A 15,751-nucleotide genomic window follows, 5' to 3' on the forward strand; every position below is an offset into this window, starting at 1 on the left:
TGGACAGCGGGAATAAAGGCTACGCCTGTTGTGACCTTCGGTGCAGTCTGAGAGGGCCACTCGTCGTGCACGTCACATTCCCCGGAGGGTTTCAGCGCATGACTTGGCGGGAAACACACGAGGTTTACCCGCGTGCGGGTAGCGCTCACCCCCGTCGCGCCCCCGGTACGGAGGCCCGGCCGGGCCCGTAATGAGCCCCGGACGGGTGCGCCCACCACCGACCCTACGTCAGCGGTGACCGGCGGCCGTCAGTTTCGCGACGACTCCAGCCCCGGAAGGGTGACGCGGATCCGGCAGCCACGTGGGGATTCGGCCACTCCGATCCGTCCGCCGTGCAGATCCACCGCCCAGCGGGCGATGGCCAGGCCCAGCCCCGTACCGCCGTCGGTCCCCGGACCGGACGTGCCCGGACCGCCGCGGTTGAACCGCTCGAAGACCCGGTAGCGCTCGGACTCCGGAATCCCGGGGCCCTCGTCCTGCACCTCCAGCTCCAGGCTCCCGGGCGCCTCCCCGCGCCGGGCGTGCACGGTGACCCGGCCGTGGCGCGGGCTGTGCTTGATCGCGTTGTCGATGAGATTCGCCACGACCTGGTGGAGCCGCTCGGCATCGGCGTGCGCGGTCAGCTCCGGCGGTGAGACGTCCAGATGCAGATGGACGTCCGTACGGGTGTGGGTGCCCGAGCCGGCCAGCGTCGAGGCGCCCCGGCTCATATTGGCCTCCTTGAGCACCCCCGACAGATAAGGCCACACCTCGAAGCGGCGGGTGTGCAGCGGCACCACGCCGTTGTCCAGCCGGGACAGGTCCAGCAGCTGCTCGACCAGCCGGCCCAGCCGCTCGCACTGCTTGAGCGCCGTGCGCATGGTCTCCGGATCCGGCTCGCTGACCCCGTCGACGACGTTCTCCAGGACGGCGCGCAGCGCGGCGATGGGGGTGCGCAGCTCGTGGGAGACATTGGCGACCAGTTCCTTGCGGTGGGTGTCCACCGCCTCCAGATCGGCCGCCATCCGGTTGAAGGCGTTCGCCAGATCGCCGAACTCGTCGCGGCGTCCGGAGCGCACCCGCCGCGAATAGTCACCGTGCGCCATCGACTGGGTGACATCGGTCATCTCGCCGAGCGGCGCGGTCAGGCTGTTCGCCACGAACTGGGTCACCAGCAGCGAGGCGATGATCGAGAAGACCGTGATCACCCGCAGCTCGGTGGCCGAGGCGATCGCCATGAACACCAGCAGGGTGGTGATGATCACCGAGACGATGACCAGCGCACCGAGCGCCGCCTTGACGGAGCGGTAGGGGTCCAGCGGTCGCAGCGCCTCCCAGAACCGCTGCCAGAGCTCCTGGGTGGACGTCCGCCACGCGCGGCGCCGTCTCATGCGGCCGGGGTCTCCAGGGCGTAGCCGACGCCGTGGACCGTACGGATGCGCTCGGCGCCGATCTTGCGGCGCAGCGCCTTGATGTGGCTGTCGACCGTGCGGGTCCCGGAGGCGTCCGCCCAGTCCCACACCTCGGCCAGCAGCTGCTCGCGGGAGAGCACCGCACGCGGGGTGTTCGCCAGGCAGACCAGCAGATCGAACTCGGTCGGGGTCAGATGGACGTCCGCGCCGCGCACCCGCACCCGGCGCTGGGCGTGGTCGATCTCCAGCTCGCCCAGGCGCAGGATGCCGCTGCGCGGGGTGTGCGCGGCCAGTGCGGCGCGCTCGACGCGGCGCAGCAGGACATGCACCCGGGCGGCCAGCTCGCGCATCGAGAACGGTTTGGTCATGTAGTCGTCGGCACCGACCCCGAGGCCGACCAGCATGTCGGTCTCGTCGTCGCGGGCCGTGAGCATCATCACCGGCACCGGCCGCTGGGCCTGGACCCGGCGGCACACCTCCAGGCCGTCGAAGCCCGGCAGCATCACGTCCAGGACCAGCAGATCGGGCTGCCAGGCCTCGGCGGTCTCCACGGCGGCCGGGCCGTCGGTGGCCGTCTGCACCTGGAAGCCCTCGGCGCGCAGCCGGGCCGCGATGGCTTCGACGATCGTCGGGTCGTCCTCCACGACCAGCACCCGGCGCTGGGCACCCGGCGTGGCCGCGGCGGCGCCGCCCTGCGTTGTCTGAGTCTGGTCCATCGCCCGCCCCTGCATTGCCCCTGCGTGGTCGCCTTGTGCTGGGCAGCAGCGTAAAGCCATGCCGTGACTGTCGGCTACGCGCCCTTGCGCGCGAGATGCACCACGTCGGGGACACCCCGGGCAACGGGGATCTCTTCCGTACGCACCCCATGGAATCCGGCATTTCGCAGGGTTTGCTCGAACGCGGGCGACGGCTGCGCGGACCAGACGGCGAGCGCTCCGCCCGGTGTCAGCGCCCGGTGGCAGGCGGCCAGGCCGGCGGGCGAGTACAGGCCGGAGTTGTCGTCGGTGACGGTCCAGTCGGGGCCGTTGTCGATGTCCAGGCAGAGCGCGTCGTAGCGCCCGTCCCCGGGGGCGCGCAGATGGGCCACCAGGTCGGTGTGCACGATCTCGGTACGGGAATCGGCCAGGGCTTTGGCCGAGACGGCCGACAGGGGGCCGCTGCGGTGCCAGTCGATGACCGCCTCCTCGCGCTCGACGACGGCGATCCGGCCCCAGCGCGGCTCGGCCGCGGCGCGTGCCAGCGAGAAGCCGACGCCCAGGCCGCCGATGAGCACGGAGGGTCGCTCCCGTCCGGCCGGCAGCTCCGCCAGTGCGGCGTCCATCAGCAGCCGTTCGGAGCGGCCGTCGGAAGTGTCCATCAGGAAGCAGCCGTTGGCGATGATCTCGTAGACCGCGGGCGCCCCGTCCGTGCCGCCCCGCTGCCGCAGCACCACCTCTCCGTACGGGCCCTCGCGGCGGTCGAGGGTGCGCGGGGGCACGGCCTCCTGGAGGCCGGCCGTCTGATGGGGCGGAAGTACGGGAGCCATGCGGCCATCCTGGGCGACACGGGCCGCAGGGGTCCAACTCCTTTCGGGGACCGGGGCGGCTCCGTCCCCGAACCGGATATGACGCCGCTGACGTGGTGTATCTCATAAAGGTTGATCTCTGTGAGGCATCTCACGTCCACAGCTGACTCATGGGTTGAGCGTGCAGGGTGGTCGCCAACGGAGTCCGGGACGGCGAGGCAGTCCGGGACGACAACACGCCCTGGACGGAAGGGGGCCCGGGTCATGAGCTGGGTGGACACCGCCGATGGCACATCGGCCGACAGCACACGGGCGGGTGCCCTGCGGCCGGGCGCCGCAGGGCCGGGCACCCTTTCCGGGGTGCCGCGGCAGCGCGGGGGCTCGTCGCTCCCCGCGCCTGCGGCCGAGGCGCCCCTGGTCGATGCGCCACCGGCCGAGGTGCCGACTGCCGGGCGGCCCGGCCCCCGGCCCGTGGCGGCCCGGCGGCTGATGGCCCGGCGGCTGCGGGCATGGCAGGTGCGGCCCTGGCGGCTGCTGCCCACCCCCACCGGCACCCCCTTCACCTTCGGCTACGCCCTCCTGCTCACCGCCACCTCACTCTTCGCCGACCACGCCGACCCCGTCCTCGTCGACCAGCTGCTCCGCGGCTCCAGCACCGACATCGTCCACCTGGCACAGGCCCCGCTCCTGGTGCTGTGCGCCTCCGCGCTGTGGATCGCGGGCGGTCTGACCTCCGGCTTCGCCATCGCCTTCCTCTTCACCCTGACCGCCCTGGAACGCCGGATCGGCGCCCTGCGCACCGCGGCCGTCTTCTTCTGCGGGCACGCCCTGGCCACGCTGGCCACCGAACTCCCCGTCGGCTTCACCGTCGCCGCCGGCGGTCTGCCCGACAGCTCCCTGGTCCGCCTCGACTACGGCATCAGCTTCGGCGTGATGACCTGCCTCGGCGCCCTCGCCGGAGTGCTCCCGGCGTGGTGCCGCTGGCCGCTGCTCGCCTTCGCCTTCCAACAGGCCGTCACCGGACTGATCGCCTACACCGACCCGATGACCGACTGGGGCCATCTGCTGTCCCTGTCGCTGGGCGTGGCGGCTTGGCCCGCACTGCGCCGCTGGCACGCGGCCCGCGGCGGCCCGCCTGCTCAGCCGAGCCAGATCAGCATCCCCTCCCTCTGGTCCGCCGCCGCCCGGAAGAACGCCCGCAGCTCGTCGTAGTGGTGGCGCACATAGTCCAGGGATTCGCCGCGCTCCCAGACGATCACCGGATAGACCTCGGCCGCCGCCAGATCGGCCGGATGGGCGCCGGCGGTGAGTTGCTCACCGGTCAGCTCCGCCATCGCCTCGGCGGCGGCCGCCACCCGCTCGGGCGTCAGGCAGCGCGGCGGTCCGTACCCCCAGTCGTCGGCGCCCGGTATGGCCTCCTCGCCGTGCACCACGTCCACCGGGAAGCCCGTACGGCGCAGCAGGAAGCCGAGGGCGTCCCAGCTCTTGTCGATGTCCAGGCACCGCGCCTCGGCGGCCGGCGGGAGGGTGTCCGCCTCCTCCTCCATCCAGCCCGTGACCAGCTTCAGCGCCCCTTCGGGATCGCGGACGGCCCGGTCGAGCTCGGCGGCCGTGACCCGTGCGTACTCTCCGATCATGCTCATGTTCCGGATGCTAGAGGCCGCCACTGACAACGGCGGGGCGCGCGGCGGGGAGGGCGGGTACGGCCCGTCCGCGCACGGAGGCGGGTGCGTACGGCCCGCCCGCGCACGGCCGTAAAGCCGCGCGGGCGGCGGCCGCCTCCTGGGACAATGGCCACTCCAGCCACCCCCTTTCCGCACCAGGAGCCGACCCGCCGTGTCCCGCGCCGACGACCGCCCCGCCCCGGGCCACGCCGAACTGAACCTGCTGTCCGACTGCGGCAGCTGTTTCGGACTGTGCTGTGTGGCGCTGCCGTTCGCCGCCTCGTCGGACTTCGCCGTGGACAAGGAGGCGGGGCGGCCCTGCCGGAACCTCCGGGCGGACTTCCGCTGCGGGATCCACGGGGAACTGCGCGAGCGCGGCTTCTCCGGCTGCACGGTCTTCGACTGCTTCGGGGCCGGTCAGAAGGTCTCGCAGGTCACCTTCGACGGGCAGGACTGGCGCCGGGCCCCGGGCACGGCCCGGCAGATGTTCGACGTCTTCCCCGTCATGCGGCAGCTGCACGAGCTCCTGTGGTACCTCGCCGAGGCGCTGGCGCTGCCGGACGCCCGCCCCGTGCACCCCGCGCTGCGGGCCGCCCTGGAGACGACCGAACGCCTCACCCGGGGCACCCCGGACGAGCTCCTCGCGCTGGACGTCCCCGCCCACCGGGACGAGGTCAACGCGCTGCTGCTGCGGGCGAGCGAGCGCGTACGCGCCGCGGTGCCGGGCAGGAAGAAGGACCGGCGCGGTGCGGACCTCTTCGGGGCGCGGCTGAAGGGCGCCGCGCTGCGGGGCGCGAGCCTGCGCGGGGCCTGTCTGATCGCCGCCGACCTCCGGGGCGCCGATCTGCGCACGGCCGATCTGATCGGCGCCGATCTGCGCGACGCGGATCTCTCCGGCGCCGACCTCACCGGCGGCTTCTTCCTGACCCAGGCCCAGCTGAACGCGGCCCGCGGCGATGCGGCCACCCGGCTGCCGGCCGGGCTGACCCGGCCCGCGCACTGGTAGCGGCCCCCGAGCGCGGCCCCGAGGCCCGGGGCGCCGTCTCCGATCGCTCACAGCGAACACGCTTCGGGGAACATCTCCCCACCCCTCCGCATTGAGTGAGTACAGCTCAACTTGCTTGCCGAAGGGGAGATCATGGCATCGACGCCCACATCGCTCACTCTGCCCGTGCTGCCCCTCGATGACGAGGTCGTCCTGCCCGGCATGGTGGTGCCCTTGGACCTGTCCGACGCGGAGGTGCGGGCGGCCGTGGAGGCCGCCCAGGCCGCCGCGGGCTCGGGCGCCAAGCCGAAGGTGCTGCTGGTGCCCCGGGTTGACGGGACGTACACGGCGATCGGCACGCTCGGCCGGATCGAGCAGGTCGGACGGCTGTCCGACGGCGACCCGGGCGCGCTGATCCGGGGCCTGGGCCGGGTGCGCATCGGTTCCGGCACCACCGGCCCCGGCGCCGCACTGTGGGTGGAGGGGACCACCGTCGCCGAGGACGTGCCCTCCCCGCTGCCGGGCGCCGTCACCGACCTCGTGACCGAGTACAAGGCCCTGGCCACCAACTGGCTCAAGAAGCGCGGTGCCTGGCAGGTCGTCGACCGCGTCCAGGGCATCGACGACCTCTCCACCCTTGCCGACAACGCCGGCTATCTGCCGTTCCTGACCCTCCAGCAGAAGGTCGGCCTGCTGGAGACCGCCGATCCGGTCGCCCGCCTGCGGACCGCGACCGAGGCCCTGCGCGCCCATCTGGCCGAGCAGGACGTCGCCGAGTCCATCGCCAAGGACGTCCAGGAGGGCGTCGACAAACAGCAGCGGGAATTCCTGCTGCGGCGGCAGCTGGAGGCGGTGCGCAAGGAGCTCGCCGAGCTGAACGGCGAGCCCGGGGACGAGGGCGACGACTACCGCGCCCGTGTCGAGGCCGCCGACCTCCCCGAGGACGTCCGCACGGCCGCCCTCAAGGAGGTCGACAAACTGGAGCGCGCCAGCGACCAGAGCCCCGAGGGCTCCTGGATCCGCACCTGGCTGGACACCGTCCTCGAACTGCCCTGGAACGAACGCACCGAGGACGCCTACGACATCGCCGGCGCCAAGGAGGTCCTGGACGCGGACCACGCAGGGCTGGAGGACGTCAAGGAGCGCATCACCGAGTATCTGGCGGTGCGCAAGCGCCGTTCGGAGCGCGGACTGGGGCTGGTCGGGGGCCGCCGAGGAGGGGCGGTCCTCGCGCTGGTCGGGCCGCCCGGCGTCGGCAAGACCTCGCTGGGGGAGTCCGTCGCCCGCGCCATGGGCCGCACCTTCGTCCGGGTCGCGCTCGGCGGCGTACGGGACGAGGCGGAGATCCGCGGCCACCGGCGGACGTACGTCGGCGCACTGCCCGGCCGAATTGTCCGCGCCCTCAAGGAGGCGGGCTCCATGAACCCGGTCGTCCTCCTGGACGAGATCGACAAGGTCGGCTCCGACTTCCGGGGCGACCCGGCCGCCGCCCTGCTGGAAGTCCTCGACCCGGCGCAGAACCACACCTTCCGCGACCACTACCTGGAGGTCGAACTCGACCTCAGCGACGTGGTCTTCCTGGCCACCGCCAACGTCCTCGAAGCCATCCCCGAGCCGCTGCTCGACCGGATGGAGCTGGTCCGCCTCGACGGCTACACCGAGGACGAGAAGGTCACCATCGCCCGCGACCACCTGCTGCCGCGCCAGCTGGAGCGGGCGGGTCTGGAGCGCGGCGAGGTGACCCTGGAGGACGACGCGCTGCGCAAACTGGCGGGCGAGTACACCCGCGAGGCGGGCGTACGGAATCTGGAGCGGGCGATCGCCCGGCTGCTGCGCAAGGTGGCGGCCCAGCACGAACTGGGCGAGCGGGAGCTGCCGTTCACCGTCGGGGCCGAGCAGCTGCGCCCCCTGATCGGACGGCCGCACCACACCCCGGAGTCGGCGCAGGACCCGGCCGGGCGGCGGACGGCGGTGCCCGGTGTGGTCACCGGCCTGGCCGTCACCGGAGCGGGCGGCGACGTCCTGTACGTCGAGGCGTCGCTGGCCGACCCGGAGACGGGGGCCTCGGGCCTCCAGCTGACCGGACAGCTCGGCGACGTCATGAAGGAGTCCGCGCACATCGCCCTGTCCTTCCTGCGCTCGCACGGCGCGGAGCTGGAACTGCCGGTCGGCGATCTGAAGGAGCGCGGGGTCCATCTGCACGTACCGGCGGGCGCGGTCCCCAAGGACGGCCCGAGCGCCGGCATCACCATGACCACCGCGCTGGCCTCCCTGCTCTCGGGCCGTCAGGTCCGCCCGGACGTCGCGATGACCGGCGAGGTCTCCCTCACCGGCCGGGTGCTGCCCATCGGCGGCGTCAAGCAGAAGCTGCTCGCCGCGCACCGGGCGGGGATCACCACGGTGGTCATCCCCCAGCGCAACGAGCCGGACCTGGACGATGTGCCCGACGAGATCCTCCAGGACCTCACCGTCCACCCGGTGGCGGACGTCCGCCAGGTGCTGGAACTGGCGCTGACCCCGGCGTCGAACGGGGCCGCGCCCGGGATGCCGCTGGCGGTGTGAGGACTCCCGTACGACGGCGGTGACCGGCCCGTCCCTCCCACCGGGGACGGGCCGGCTGCCAGGGGGCCGCCCATCGGTGCCGGACCGCCCGGGCCGGCCCGCTCAGCCGTTGGCGAGGGCTGTGAGCCGGTCCAGCGAGCCGTTGAAGCGGTTGTGGTCCCCGACCGTGGCACCGCTGGAGGTGTACTGCCAGAAGGTGTGGAAGCTCCAGCCGTTGGGCAGTTCGCCGACCGAGGAGCCGTAGCGCGGAATCCACAGCGGGTGGACGGCGCCGAACGCGGACGAATTGCCCGTGCACTGCTTCCACCAGGCGGTGGAGGTGTAGAGGACCGCATCGCGCCCGGTGCGCGTCTTGTAGGTGGCGAACCAGTCCTTCATCCAGTTGACCAGCCCGGCCGCGCTCAGCCCGTAACAGGTCGCGCCGTAGGGGTTGTACTCCATGTCGAGCGCCCCGGGCAGCGTTTTGCCGTCCTTGGACCAGCCCCCGCCGTGCGAGGCGAAGTAGAGCGCCTGGGCCGCGCCGCTGGAGGTGTCGGGCGTCGCGAAGTGATACGCCCCGCGGACCATGCCGACGCCGTAGGACCCGTTGTACTGCTGCGCGAACGACGGGTTGGTGTAGCTGGTGGACTCGGTCGCCTTGACGTAGGCGAACCGCGCGCCGCCGTTCCACAGCGTCGACCAGGCGACGTTGCCGTTGTGGCTGCTGACGTCCACGCCCTCGACGGACGACGCGAGCGAGGCCGGCGGCGCGCTGCCGGCCGCATGGCCCTCGTGCCGGGCGATCTGGGAACCGGCCCAGTCCTGGCCGGGGTGGGTGGGCTCCGGCGCGTACCGGTGGGCCGCGGCACCGGCGGCGCCGGGCAGTCCCGTCAGCAGCGCGACGGCCGCGAGGAGCACCGCGGCAGCGGCCGCCAGGCAGCGCGAGAGGGGGGAGAAACGGGAGTGGGGGGAGCCGAATCTGAGCACGGGCATACGTGCCTCCGTAGATCTCGAAGGATCTCGGTGAGTGACTGAGGGGGAGGCCCGGGGTCTGAGGGGGGCCTGACTACTGGTGTACCCACGCGGTGTGGCCCTGTCACCAGGACGGTACGCGCGTAGACCAACGGGACAAAAGAGGGAGGCGGGGCTGCCGTTGGTCTATCCCTGCGAAATACTGGCTCAGCTGCGGCTTCGGCCGCACGCAACGGAATTCTTTCAGCCGGGGAAAGCGGGAAAGGGCGCTGACTGTGCACAACACCGGAGCCGACGGAACGGCGGCGGACGGCGGACAACCGGGTGCGGACCACGCATTTCTCTCCCTGGAACGCGAGTTGGCGGTCTTTCTGCGCCGCGCCCGCGCCTCGTCCGGGGAACTGGCGCGGGAGGTCCACCCCGACCTGGAGTCGGCCGCCTACGGACTGCTCCTCCGGCTGGCGGACGCCGGCGCCCAGCGCGCCACCGAACTCGCCGCCTTCTTCGGCGTCGGCAAGGCCACCATGAGCCGTCAGCTGCACACGCTGGAAAAGCTCGGCCTGGTCGCCCGCGAACCCGACCCCGCCGACGGCCGCGCCGTCCTCGTCCGCATCACCGACGAGGGCCGCACCCGCTTCACCCGCGTCCGCGACGCCCGCCGCGCCCGCTACGCCCGCCGCCTCGCCTCCTGGGACCGCGCCGAGGTCGCCGAACTCGCCCGCCTGCTGCACCGCCTGAACGAGGGCGACGAGGCGTAGGGACCGCCCCGGCGCGGCCCCGGCGCCGCCGCCCCGACGGCCCCGGGCGCTTTTTGTCACGGGGCCACAAAAACCACCGCGGCGTCGTCGCGCGCCTTGCCCCGCGGATGGGCCCGGCACTCCGGGTCCGCCGCCTCGGCCGCCCGCACCCGGTCGATCAGGGCCTGGGGCCCCTGCTCGGCGACGAGGGCCGCGCACCGCGACCAGTCGCCCTCGTGGAAGACCTCGACCCACCGGGCCGCGCCGTCGCTCAGGGCCGTCAGGGAGCGGACCCGGGAGCGGGGTGTGGTGCCCGTAACGGCGCGGGCGGCCACCGAAGGGTCCGCGGCGGCGGTGAAGAAACCCCCCTCCGCGTTGCGCAGCGATTCGACCAGCCGGGCGTACTCGCGCCCCGCGGCGGCCCGTTCGGCCGAGCCGCGGGGCAGCGCGCGGACGGCCTCGCGCCGGGCGCGGACCGGGGGCGGCAGGGTGTCCAGACGGGAGTCGCGTACCGGTTGTACGGATCCGTCCGGCTGCTCCAGAAGGAGGACGGAATCGGACAGCACCAGGTACTCGACGGCGTCGCCGGACCAGCGCGCGGCGACGACAGTTGCCTGAGGAGTGCGGACGTGAGAAAGGTCACACGACGAGCGATGGGCTTCGGCCGTCCGGGAGATGGCCGCCGCCAGGGCCTCAGCGAGCGTCATATCCCGGTGTGAAACCGACAGTTCGAGCATTGCGCCGCCGAGCCGGGCGGTGAACCAGGGCACGGAGTGGACGCAGCCGTAGTCGCCCTCCGGGGGCGTCACGCCGTCCAGGAGGACCAGAACGCCGCCGCGGCCGGAGGCGGGCAGCGCGACGGATGCGTAGTCCTCGTTTGGGCGTTGGGGATCGCCGGCCTCCGTGGCGAGTTCGATGCGCATACGGGAAAGTCTGCCGGAGGGGGCGGCTCCGGCACGGCCGCCCGGCCTGGGCGGGCCCGGCGGGGCACTGCACGGCGGGCGCCGCGGGGACGGCGGGAACCGGGGGCCGGGCGGATGCGGGCGCGCATCCTTTCAGGAGCGGCACGCATCTCCAAACTTGTCTCAGGATTGCCCCCCGTTGCGACCGCAACCGCCGGTGCGCGGAAGTTGATGGCCAAACTCCGATTGTTGTTCACTCCTTCGAGTGGCCGGGCATGTGTTCCCGCGCCACTGCGCGGCGCCGGTGGAATGGTCGTTGCCCGAATCACGGGGCGGGGCCAGGACGTTCGTCGCGACGTGCAGAGCCGGGCCGTTTTCCCTTCGCGGAAGTGTGCGCTGCTGCGGATTTCGCGCAGGCCCCGTCCGCGGGCGGAGGGCGAGCCGGGTCGGCGCCGCCACACGGCGTGCGCAGGCGAGACGAGAATGCGAGCAGCGGTGCGGATGAAGCGGCTTCGGGGCGGCGCAGGGAAGCCGGGATCACCGGCGAATTCGGTCTCGGGACCGGGTTCGGGCACAACGGGCGGCACGGCCGGCGCGGGTGGGCGTCCCGCGCGGGTCCGCAACCGGCTCGTCGGAGCCGTGGCGGTGGTGGCCGCGGCCGTCCTGGGGGCCGGCGCCCCCGCCCTCGCCACCGCGGCCGACAACGCCCAGACCTCCCAGCAGCTGGTCGACCTGGCCGAGTTGAACGCCCGCGCCATCACCCTGGCGCACTCCCTGGCCGACGAGCGCGATGCGATGACGGCGTACGTGGCGACGGGCCGCGGCGGCCGGGCGGCCGCCCGGCACACCGGCGTCCCGCGGGGCACCGTGAACGCCGCGCCCGACGATGCCGCCCCTGCATCCGCCAAGAGCCCCGATTCCGCCGCCCAGCGCGACCGGGTGGACCAGCAGATCCGCGATCTGCGCCAGGAGGCCAACGACGCCTCCGGCGACACCGCCGTCTTCGCCGCCGCCGACAAGCTGCTGCGCGGCCTCGACCAGACCCGCCGTCAGGCGCTGACCGGACCCGGGACGCCCGAGGAGACCCACGCCGCCTACACCGAGGTCATCCAGGCGCTCGGCGCGATCGGCGACGACATCGCCCGCGGGCTGCCCGCCCGCGCGGACACGGCCGACGCCGACACCCGCGCGCTGCCCTTCCTCGGCCGCGCCGCCGATCAGGCCGCCGGCACCCGCGGTCTGCTGCTCGCCGCCCTCCAGGCGGGCGGCCCGCAGCCCCGGCTGACCACCGCCGCCCAGGTGGCGCATCTGCGCGAACAGGGCGCGCTGGACGACTTCCAGCAGTCCGCGAGCCAGGGCGCCCGCGACCGCTACGACCGCACCGTGACCGGCGGCGACGTCACCACCGCCGAGCGCTATCTGACCCGCCTGACCGACCAGCCCCGCCTGGACGCCGCCGATCTGCGGCTGAACCGCGGGCGGGTGGCCGCCACGCTCACCTCCCGGATCTCCCTGATGCGGGGGGTGGAATCCGCGATGGCCACCGCCGACACCGCCCGCCTCGCCGCCCTGCGCGACGACGATGTGACGGCGCTGGAGATCCGTATCGGGCTGGAGGGGCTGTGCCTGCTGCTGGCCGTGGGCGCCGGCATCTGGGCCGCGCGCAGCATGACCCAGCCGCTGGCCGCGCTGCGGCTCGGCGCCAAGCGGATCGCCGCCGACCCCGGCAACGAGGAGCCCATCGGCTACAAGGGCCGCAACGACGAATTCGCCGCCGCCGTACGGTCCGTCAACGCGCTGCACGCCCAGGTCTCCGAACTGGCCCGGCGGAACGAGGAGTGGACCGGCGAACGCACACGGCTGATCGGCAGCCGGCAGCGGCTGGCCGCCGAGCGCGAGGTGCTCCAGGACCAGGCCAAGGAGCTCAAGGCGGAGATCGCCGAACTCCACGAGCGGCTGGCCGTCCTGCGCTCGGGGGTGCACGGCCGGTTCGTCAGCCTCTCCCTGCGCACCCTCAGCCTGGTCGAGCGCCAGCTCGGCGTCATCGAGTCGCTGGAGGAGGGCGAGCAGGACCCGGACCGGCTGGGGACCCTCTTCAAACTGGACCACTTCGCCGCCCGGATGCGCCGCAACAGCGAGAACCTCCTCGTGCTGGCGGGCGCCGAACAGCACGGCAACACCCACCCCGGCCCGGTACCGCTGCTGGACGTGCTGCGCGCCGCCATCAGCGAGATCGAGCGCTACGAGCGGGTGCGCATCCAGTCGCTGCCGCCGCACTCCCAGGTCGCCGGGTTCGCCGCGGACGACCTGAGCCACCTGGTCGCCGAACTCCTGGAGAATGCCACCGCGTTCTCGCCGCCGGACGCCCATGTCGAGCTGTCCGGCTGGCTGCTGGAGAGCGGCGAGGTGATGCTCTCCGTGCGCGACGAGGGCATCGGGATGACCGCCGACAAGCTGAGGGAGCTCAACGAGCGCCTCACCGACGCCGAGGCGGCCTCCTCCTCCGAGACCGTCGACGAGGCGCTCGGACTCGGCCTGTACGTCGTGGTGCGGCTGGCCGCCCGGCACGGCGTACGGGTCTCGCTGCGCGACCAGAAGCAGGGCGGCATCACGGCCGTCGTCGTCCTGCCCAAATCGATTCTGCCGACCCGCCCGGCTCCGGCCGGCGCCGCGCCGTCGACCGTGCCGCAGGACCTGATGCACACCCCCAGCCTGCCCGGCTCGGTCGCCGAGGCGAACTCCAATGCGCTGCCGACGCGGGTGGCGCGCAGCGAACCGGCGGCGCGCACGGCGCGGGACGGGGCGGCGGAGGCGGAGCCCGAGCCGGACGGCGCGCCCGGGGCGGTGGACCCGCTGGTGGCCGCCGCCGAGCGGGCCGTCGAAGCGGCGGAGGCGGAGCCCGCCGCCGAGGCCGCAGACGCGGCAGCCGACGAGACCCCGGCCGCCAAGACCGCCGACGCCGCCGAGCACACCCGCCCGGCGGACGCTTCGCACCCCCGGCCGCAGGAGCCCGCCGCGGCCCCGGCCGCCGCCGAGGACCCGTACGCCATCGGCCCGGACGCGCACACCGGCCCGGCCGAGGAGCCGGCGCCGGAAGCGTCCGACGAGCCCACGGCCGCAGCGGCCACCGAACCGGCCACCGCGCGGGCCACCGAAGAAGCCGCGCAGAACACCACCGACGACACCACGCACGACACCACCGACACCCCGGAACCCCTCCGCACCGCCCTGGGACTGCCCAAGCGCACGCCCAAGGTGGTGGCCCAGCAGCAGGCGTCCGCCGCCCCGCGCAAGAGCGGTGCGGCCGGTGCCGAGGCGCTGCGGCGCCGGCTGGGCGGGTTCCAGCAGGGGGCGCGGGACGGCCGCCGCGAGGTCGAGGCGGAACTCGCGGAAGGTTCGGCGGAGCAGCACCTTCCACATCACGACACCGACGGAGCGGGGGCCCCGGGACACAGTCACGTCATCGAGGAGGCACGCGAGTGAATGCGCAAGCGCCCACGGGTACCCAGGCGCCCACCGGCCACGGGCGCGGACCGAGCAGCCAGGCCAGAAATCTGCACTGGCTGCTGACCAACCTGGTCGACGAGGTGCCGGGCATCCGCTCGGTCGCGGTGGTCTCCTCCGATGGACTGCTGCTGCTGGCCTCCGATCCGGGCCTGGTTGCCGAGGACGCCGGGGCCGGAACCACCGGCCCCAGGGGTTCCAGCGCCGATCTGGCCACCCTGGTCTCGGGACTGGGCAGCCTCACCAACGGCGCGGCGAAGCTGATGGACGGCGGCGCCGTCAAGCAGACGATGGTCGCGATGGACGAGGGCAGCCTCTTCGTGATGTCGATCAGCGACGGCTCGCTGCTCGGCGTGTACGCCACCCCCGACTGCGATATGAGTGTCATCGCCTACCACATGGCGCTGTTCGTCGGCCGGGCCGGCCATGTCCTGACCCCCGAACTCCGCACCGAACTGCGCCAGTCGATGGAGAACGCCCAGTGACAAGCTCCCCGAAACTTCCGATACGCGGCGCGGACCGCAAACCCGCCCGGGTGCGCCCGTACTCGCTCACCGGCGGCCGCACGCGCTTCGGCCACGTCCTCCTCGTCGAGACCTTCGTGGCCGCGCTGGAAGCCCCCGAGGAGCGCCGCGAGCTGACCTCCGGCGGCTGGGGCGAGCGCGTGATGCCCGAGATGCGGGCGATCGTCGAACTGTGCCGCCGGATGCGCTCCGTCGCGGAGATCTCCGCACTGCTCAAGATGCCGCTGGGCGTGGTCCGGGTACTGCTCAGCGACCTCGCCGACCAGGGAAAGATCCGCGTCTACGGCACCGGGCACGGCTCCGGCCGCCCGAACCGCGCGCTGCTCGAAAGGGTGCTCGGTGGACTTCACAAGCTCTGACGCGACAACGGCCGGACCGGCGGTGAGCGGCGGATCGCTGGACGGCGGCCGGACCCCGGACACCGACGGCGGACTCCAGGGCTGGCAGACCGACCGCAGCCGTGCGCCGATCGCCACCAAGATCGTGGTGGCGGGCGGGTTCGGCGTCGGCAAGACCACGTTCGTCGGCTCCGTCTCGGAGATCACCCCGCTCCAGACCGAGGCGGTGATGACCCAGGCCAGCGAGGACACCGACGATCTGACCGCCACCCCGGACAAGACCACCACCACGGTCGCGATGGACTTCGGGCGGATCACCCTCGATGCGGAGCTGGTGCTCTATCTGTTCGGCACGCCCGGCCAGCAGCGCTTCTGGTTCATGTGGGACGACCTCGTCCGCGGCGCGATCGGCGCGGTGGTGATGGCCGACACCCGGCGGCTGGAGGACTCCTTCCCGGCGCTGGACTACTTCGAGAGCTGCGGACTGCCGTACATCGTGGCCGTCAACCACTTCGAGGGCACCCGGTCCTACGCCGTGGACGACGTCCGCGAGGCGCTGACCGTGCCCGACCACATCCCCGTCGTGATCATGGACGCACGGGAGCGGACCACCGTCGTGGCCTCGCTGCTGTCCCTGGTCGGCCATGCGCTGGAGACCGCCCCCGAATAGGCGGCTGCCGCCCCCCGAC

At 73.2% G+C, this 15,751-nt stretch carries 14 protein-coding genes; 8 read left to right on the plus strand and 6 right to left on the minus strand.

Annotated features, from left to right (window positions below; translation table 11 throughout):
• Positions 1 to 248: 248 nt before the first annotated feature.
• From B1H19_RS27295 to B1H19_RS27305, 3 genes are all read right to left on the minus strand, one after another.
• Entirely contained in the window at positions 249 to 1,370 is a 1,122-nt protein-coding gene (locus B1H19_RS27295; protein WP_083107386.1) for a HAMP domain-containing sensor histidine kinase, read from the minus strand.
• Complete coding sequence (locus B1H19_RS27300; RefSeq protein WP_030065496.1) at positions 1,367 to 2,107, minus strand: response regulator transcription factor; 741 nt, start codon at positions 2,105 to 2,107, stop codon at positions 1,367 to 1,369. Before B1H19_RS27300 ends, B1H19_RS27295 begins: the two co-directional genes overlap by 4 nt.
• Before the next feature lie 74 nt (positions 2,108 to 2,181).
• Positions 2,182 to 2,916 (minus strand): spermidine synthase family protein, encoded by a 735-nt coding sequence (locus B1H19_RS27305; RefSeq protein ID WP_083107387.1) that lies wholly within the window; start codon positions 2,914 to 2,916, stop codon positions 2,182 to 2,184.
• A gap of 243 nt (positions 2,917 to 3,159) precedes the next feature.
• On the opposite strand from B1H19_RS27305, the gene B1H19_RS27310 reads away from it, so the two are divergent.
• The gene (locus B1H19_RS27310; protein ID WP_083107388.1) at positions 3,160 to 4,107 is read left to right on the plus strand and encodes a rhomboid-like protein; all 948 of its coding nucleotides are present in this window, start codon (positions 3,160 to 3,162) and stop codon (positions 4,105 to 4,107) included.
• Here B1H19_RS27310 and B1H19_RS27315 read toward each other — a convergent pair.
• The gene (locus tag B1H19_RS27315) at positions 4,035 to 4,538 is read right to left on the minus strand and encodes a YfbM family protein (RefSeq protein WP_203237240.1); all 504 of its coding nucleotides are present in this window, start codon (positions 4,536 to 4,538) and stop codon (positions 4,035 to 4,037) included. The two genes, B1H19_RS27310 and B1H19_RS27315, sit on opposite strands and share 73 nt — an antisense overlap.
• Positions 4,539 to 4,731: 193 nt before the next feature.
• Here B1H19_RS27315 and B1H19_RS27320 point away from each other — a divergent pair, with 193 nt between their 5' ends.
• Positions 4,732 to 5,565 carry a pentapeptide repeat-containing protein gene (locus tag B1H19_RS27320; RefSeq protein ID WP_083107390.1) on the plus strand — a complete coding sequence of 278 codons (834 nt, stop codon included), beginning with the start codon at positions 4,732 to 4,734 and terminating at the stop codon, positions 5,563 to 5,565.
• Positions 5,566 to 5,697: 132 nt separating this feature from the next.
• On the plus strand, positions 5,698 to 8,106 hold the full coding sequence (gene lon, locus B1H19_RS27325; protein ID WP_083107391.1) for an endopeptidase La: 2,409 nt from the start codon (positions 5,698 to 5,700) through the stop codon (positions 8,104 to 8,106).
• 102 nt (positions 8,107 to 8,208) lie between these two features.
• Here the strand turns inward: lon and B1H19_RS27330 are convergent, their stop codons facing one another.
• Positions 8,209 to 9,078 (minus strand): lysozyme, encoded by an 870-nt coding sequence (locus tag B1H19_RS27330; protein ID WP_083107392.1) that lies wholly within the window; start codon positions 9,076 to 9,078, stop codon positions 8,209 to 8,211.
• A 254-nt stretch (positions 9,079 to 9,332) separates the two neighbouring features.
• On the opposite strand from B1H19_RS27330, the gene B1H19_RS27335 reads away from it, so the two are divergent.
• Positions 9,333 to 9,815, plus strand: a complete 483-nt coding sequence (locus B1H19_RS27335) for a MarR family winged helix-turn-helix transcriptional regulator (protein WP_083107393.1) — start codon at positions 9,333 to 9,335, stop codon at positions 9,813 to 9,815.
• A gap of 56 nt (positions 9,816 to 9,871) precedes the next feature.
• On the opposite strand, the gene B1H19_RS27340 is transcribed toward B1H19_RS27335, so the two are convergent.
• A complete protein-coding gene (locus B1H19_RS27340; protein ID WP_083107394.1) occupies positions 9,872 to 10,717 on the minus strand; it encodes a protein phosphatase 2C domain-containing protein in 846 nt (281 codons plus the stop codon).
• Between the two features lie 462 nt (positions 10,718 to 11,179).
• On the opposite strand from B1H19_RS27340, the gene B1H19_RS27345 reads away from it, so the two are divergent.
• The 4 genes from B1H19_RS27345 to B1H19_RS27360 are packed head-to-tail and all read left to right on the plus strand — an operon-like array spanning position 11,180 to position 15,732.
• Positions 11,180 to 14,179: a sensor histidine kinase gene (locus B1H19_RS27345; protein ID WP_203237241.1), complete on the plus strand. Its 3,000-nt coding sequence runs from the start codon at positions 11,180 to 11,182 to the stop codon at positions 14,177 to 14,179.
• On the plus strand, positions 14,176 to 14,685 hold the full coding sequence (locus tag B1H19_RS27350; RefSeq protein ID WP_083107396.1) for a roadblock/LC7 domain-containing protein: 510 nt from the start codon (positions 14,176 to 14,178) through the stop codon (positions 14,683 to 14,685). Before B1H19_RS27345 ends, B1H19_RS27350 begins: the two co-directional genes overlap by 4 nt.
• Complete coding sequence (locus tag B1H19_RS27355; RefSeq protein WP_083107397.1) at positions 14,682 to 15,083, plus strand: DUF742 domain-containing protein; 402 nt, start codon at positions 14,682 to 14,684, stop codon at positions 15,081 to 15,083. The genes B1H19_RS27350 and B1H19_RS27355 overlap by 4 nt, the downstream gene beginning before the upstream one ends.
• 37 nt (positions 15,084 to 15,120) lie before the next feature.
• A complete protein-coding gene (locus B1H19_RS27360; RefSeq protein ID WP_107426448.1) occupies positions 15,121 to 15,732 on the plus strand; it encodes a GTP-binding protein in 612 nt (203 codons plus the stop codon).
• Positions 15,733 to 15,751: the final 19 nt, after the last annotated feature.

Origin of the sequence: Streptomyces gilvosporeus, from assembly GCF_002082195.1 — a bacterium.
Lineage (GTDB): Bacteria > Actinomycetota > Actinomycetes > Streptomycetales > Streptomycetaceae > Streptomyces > Streptomyces gilvosporeus.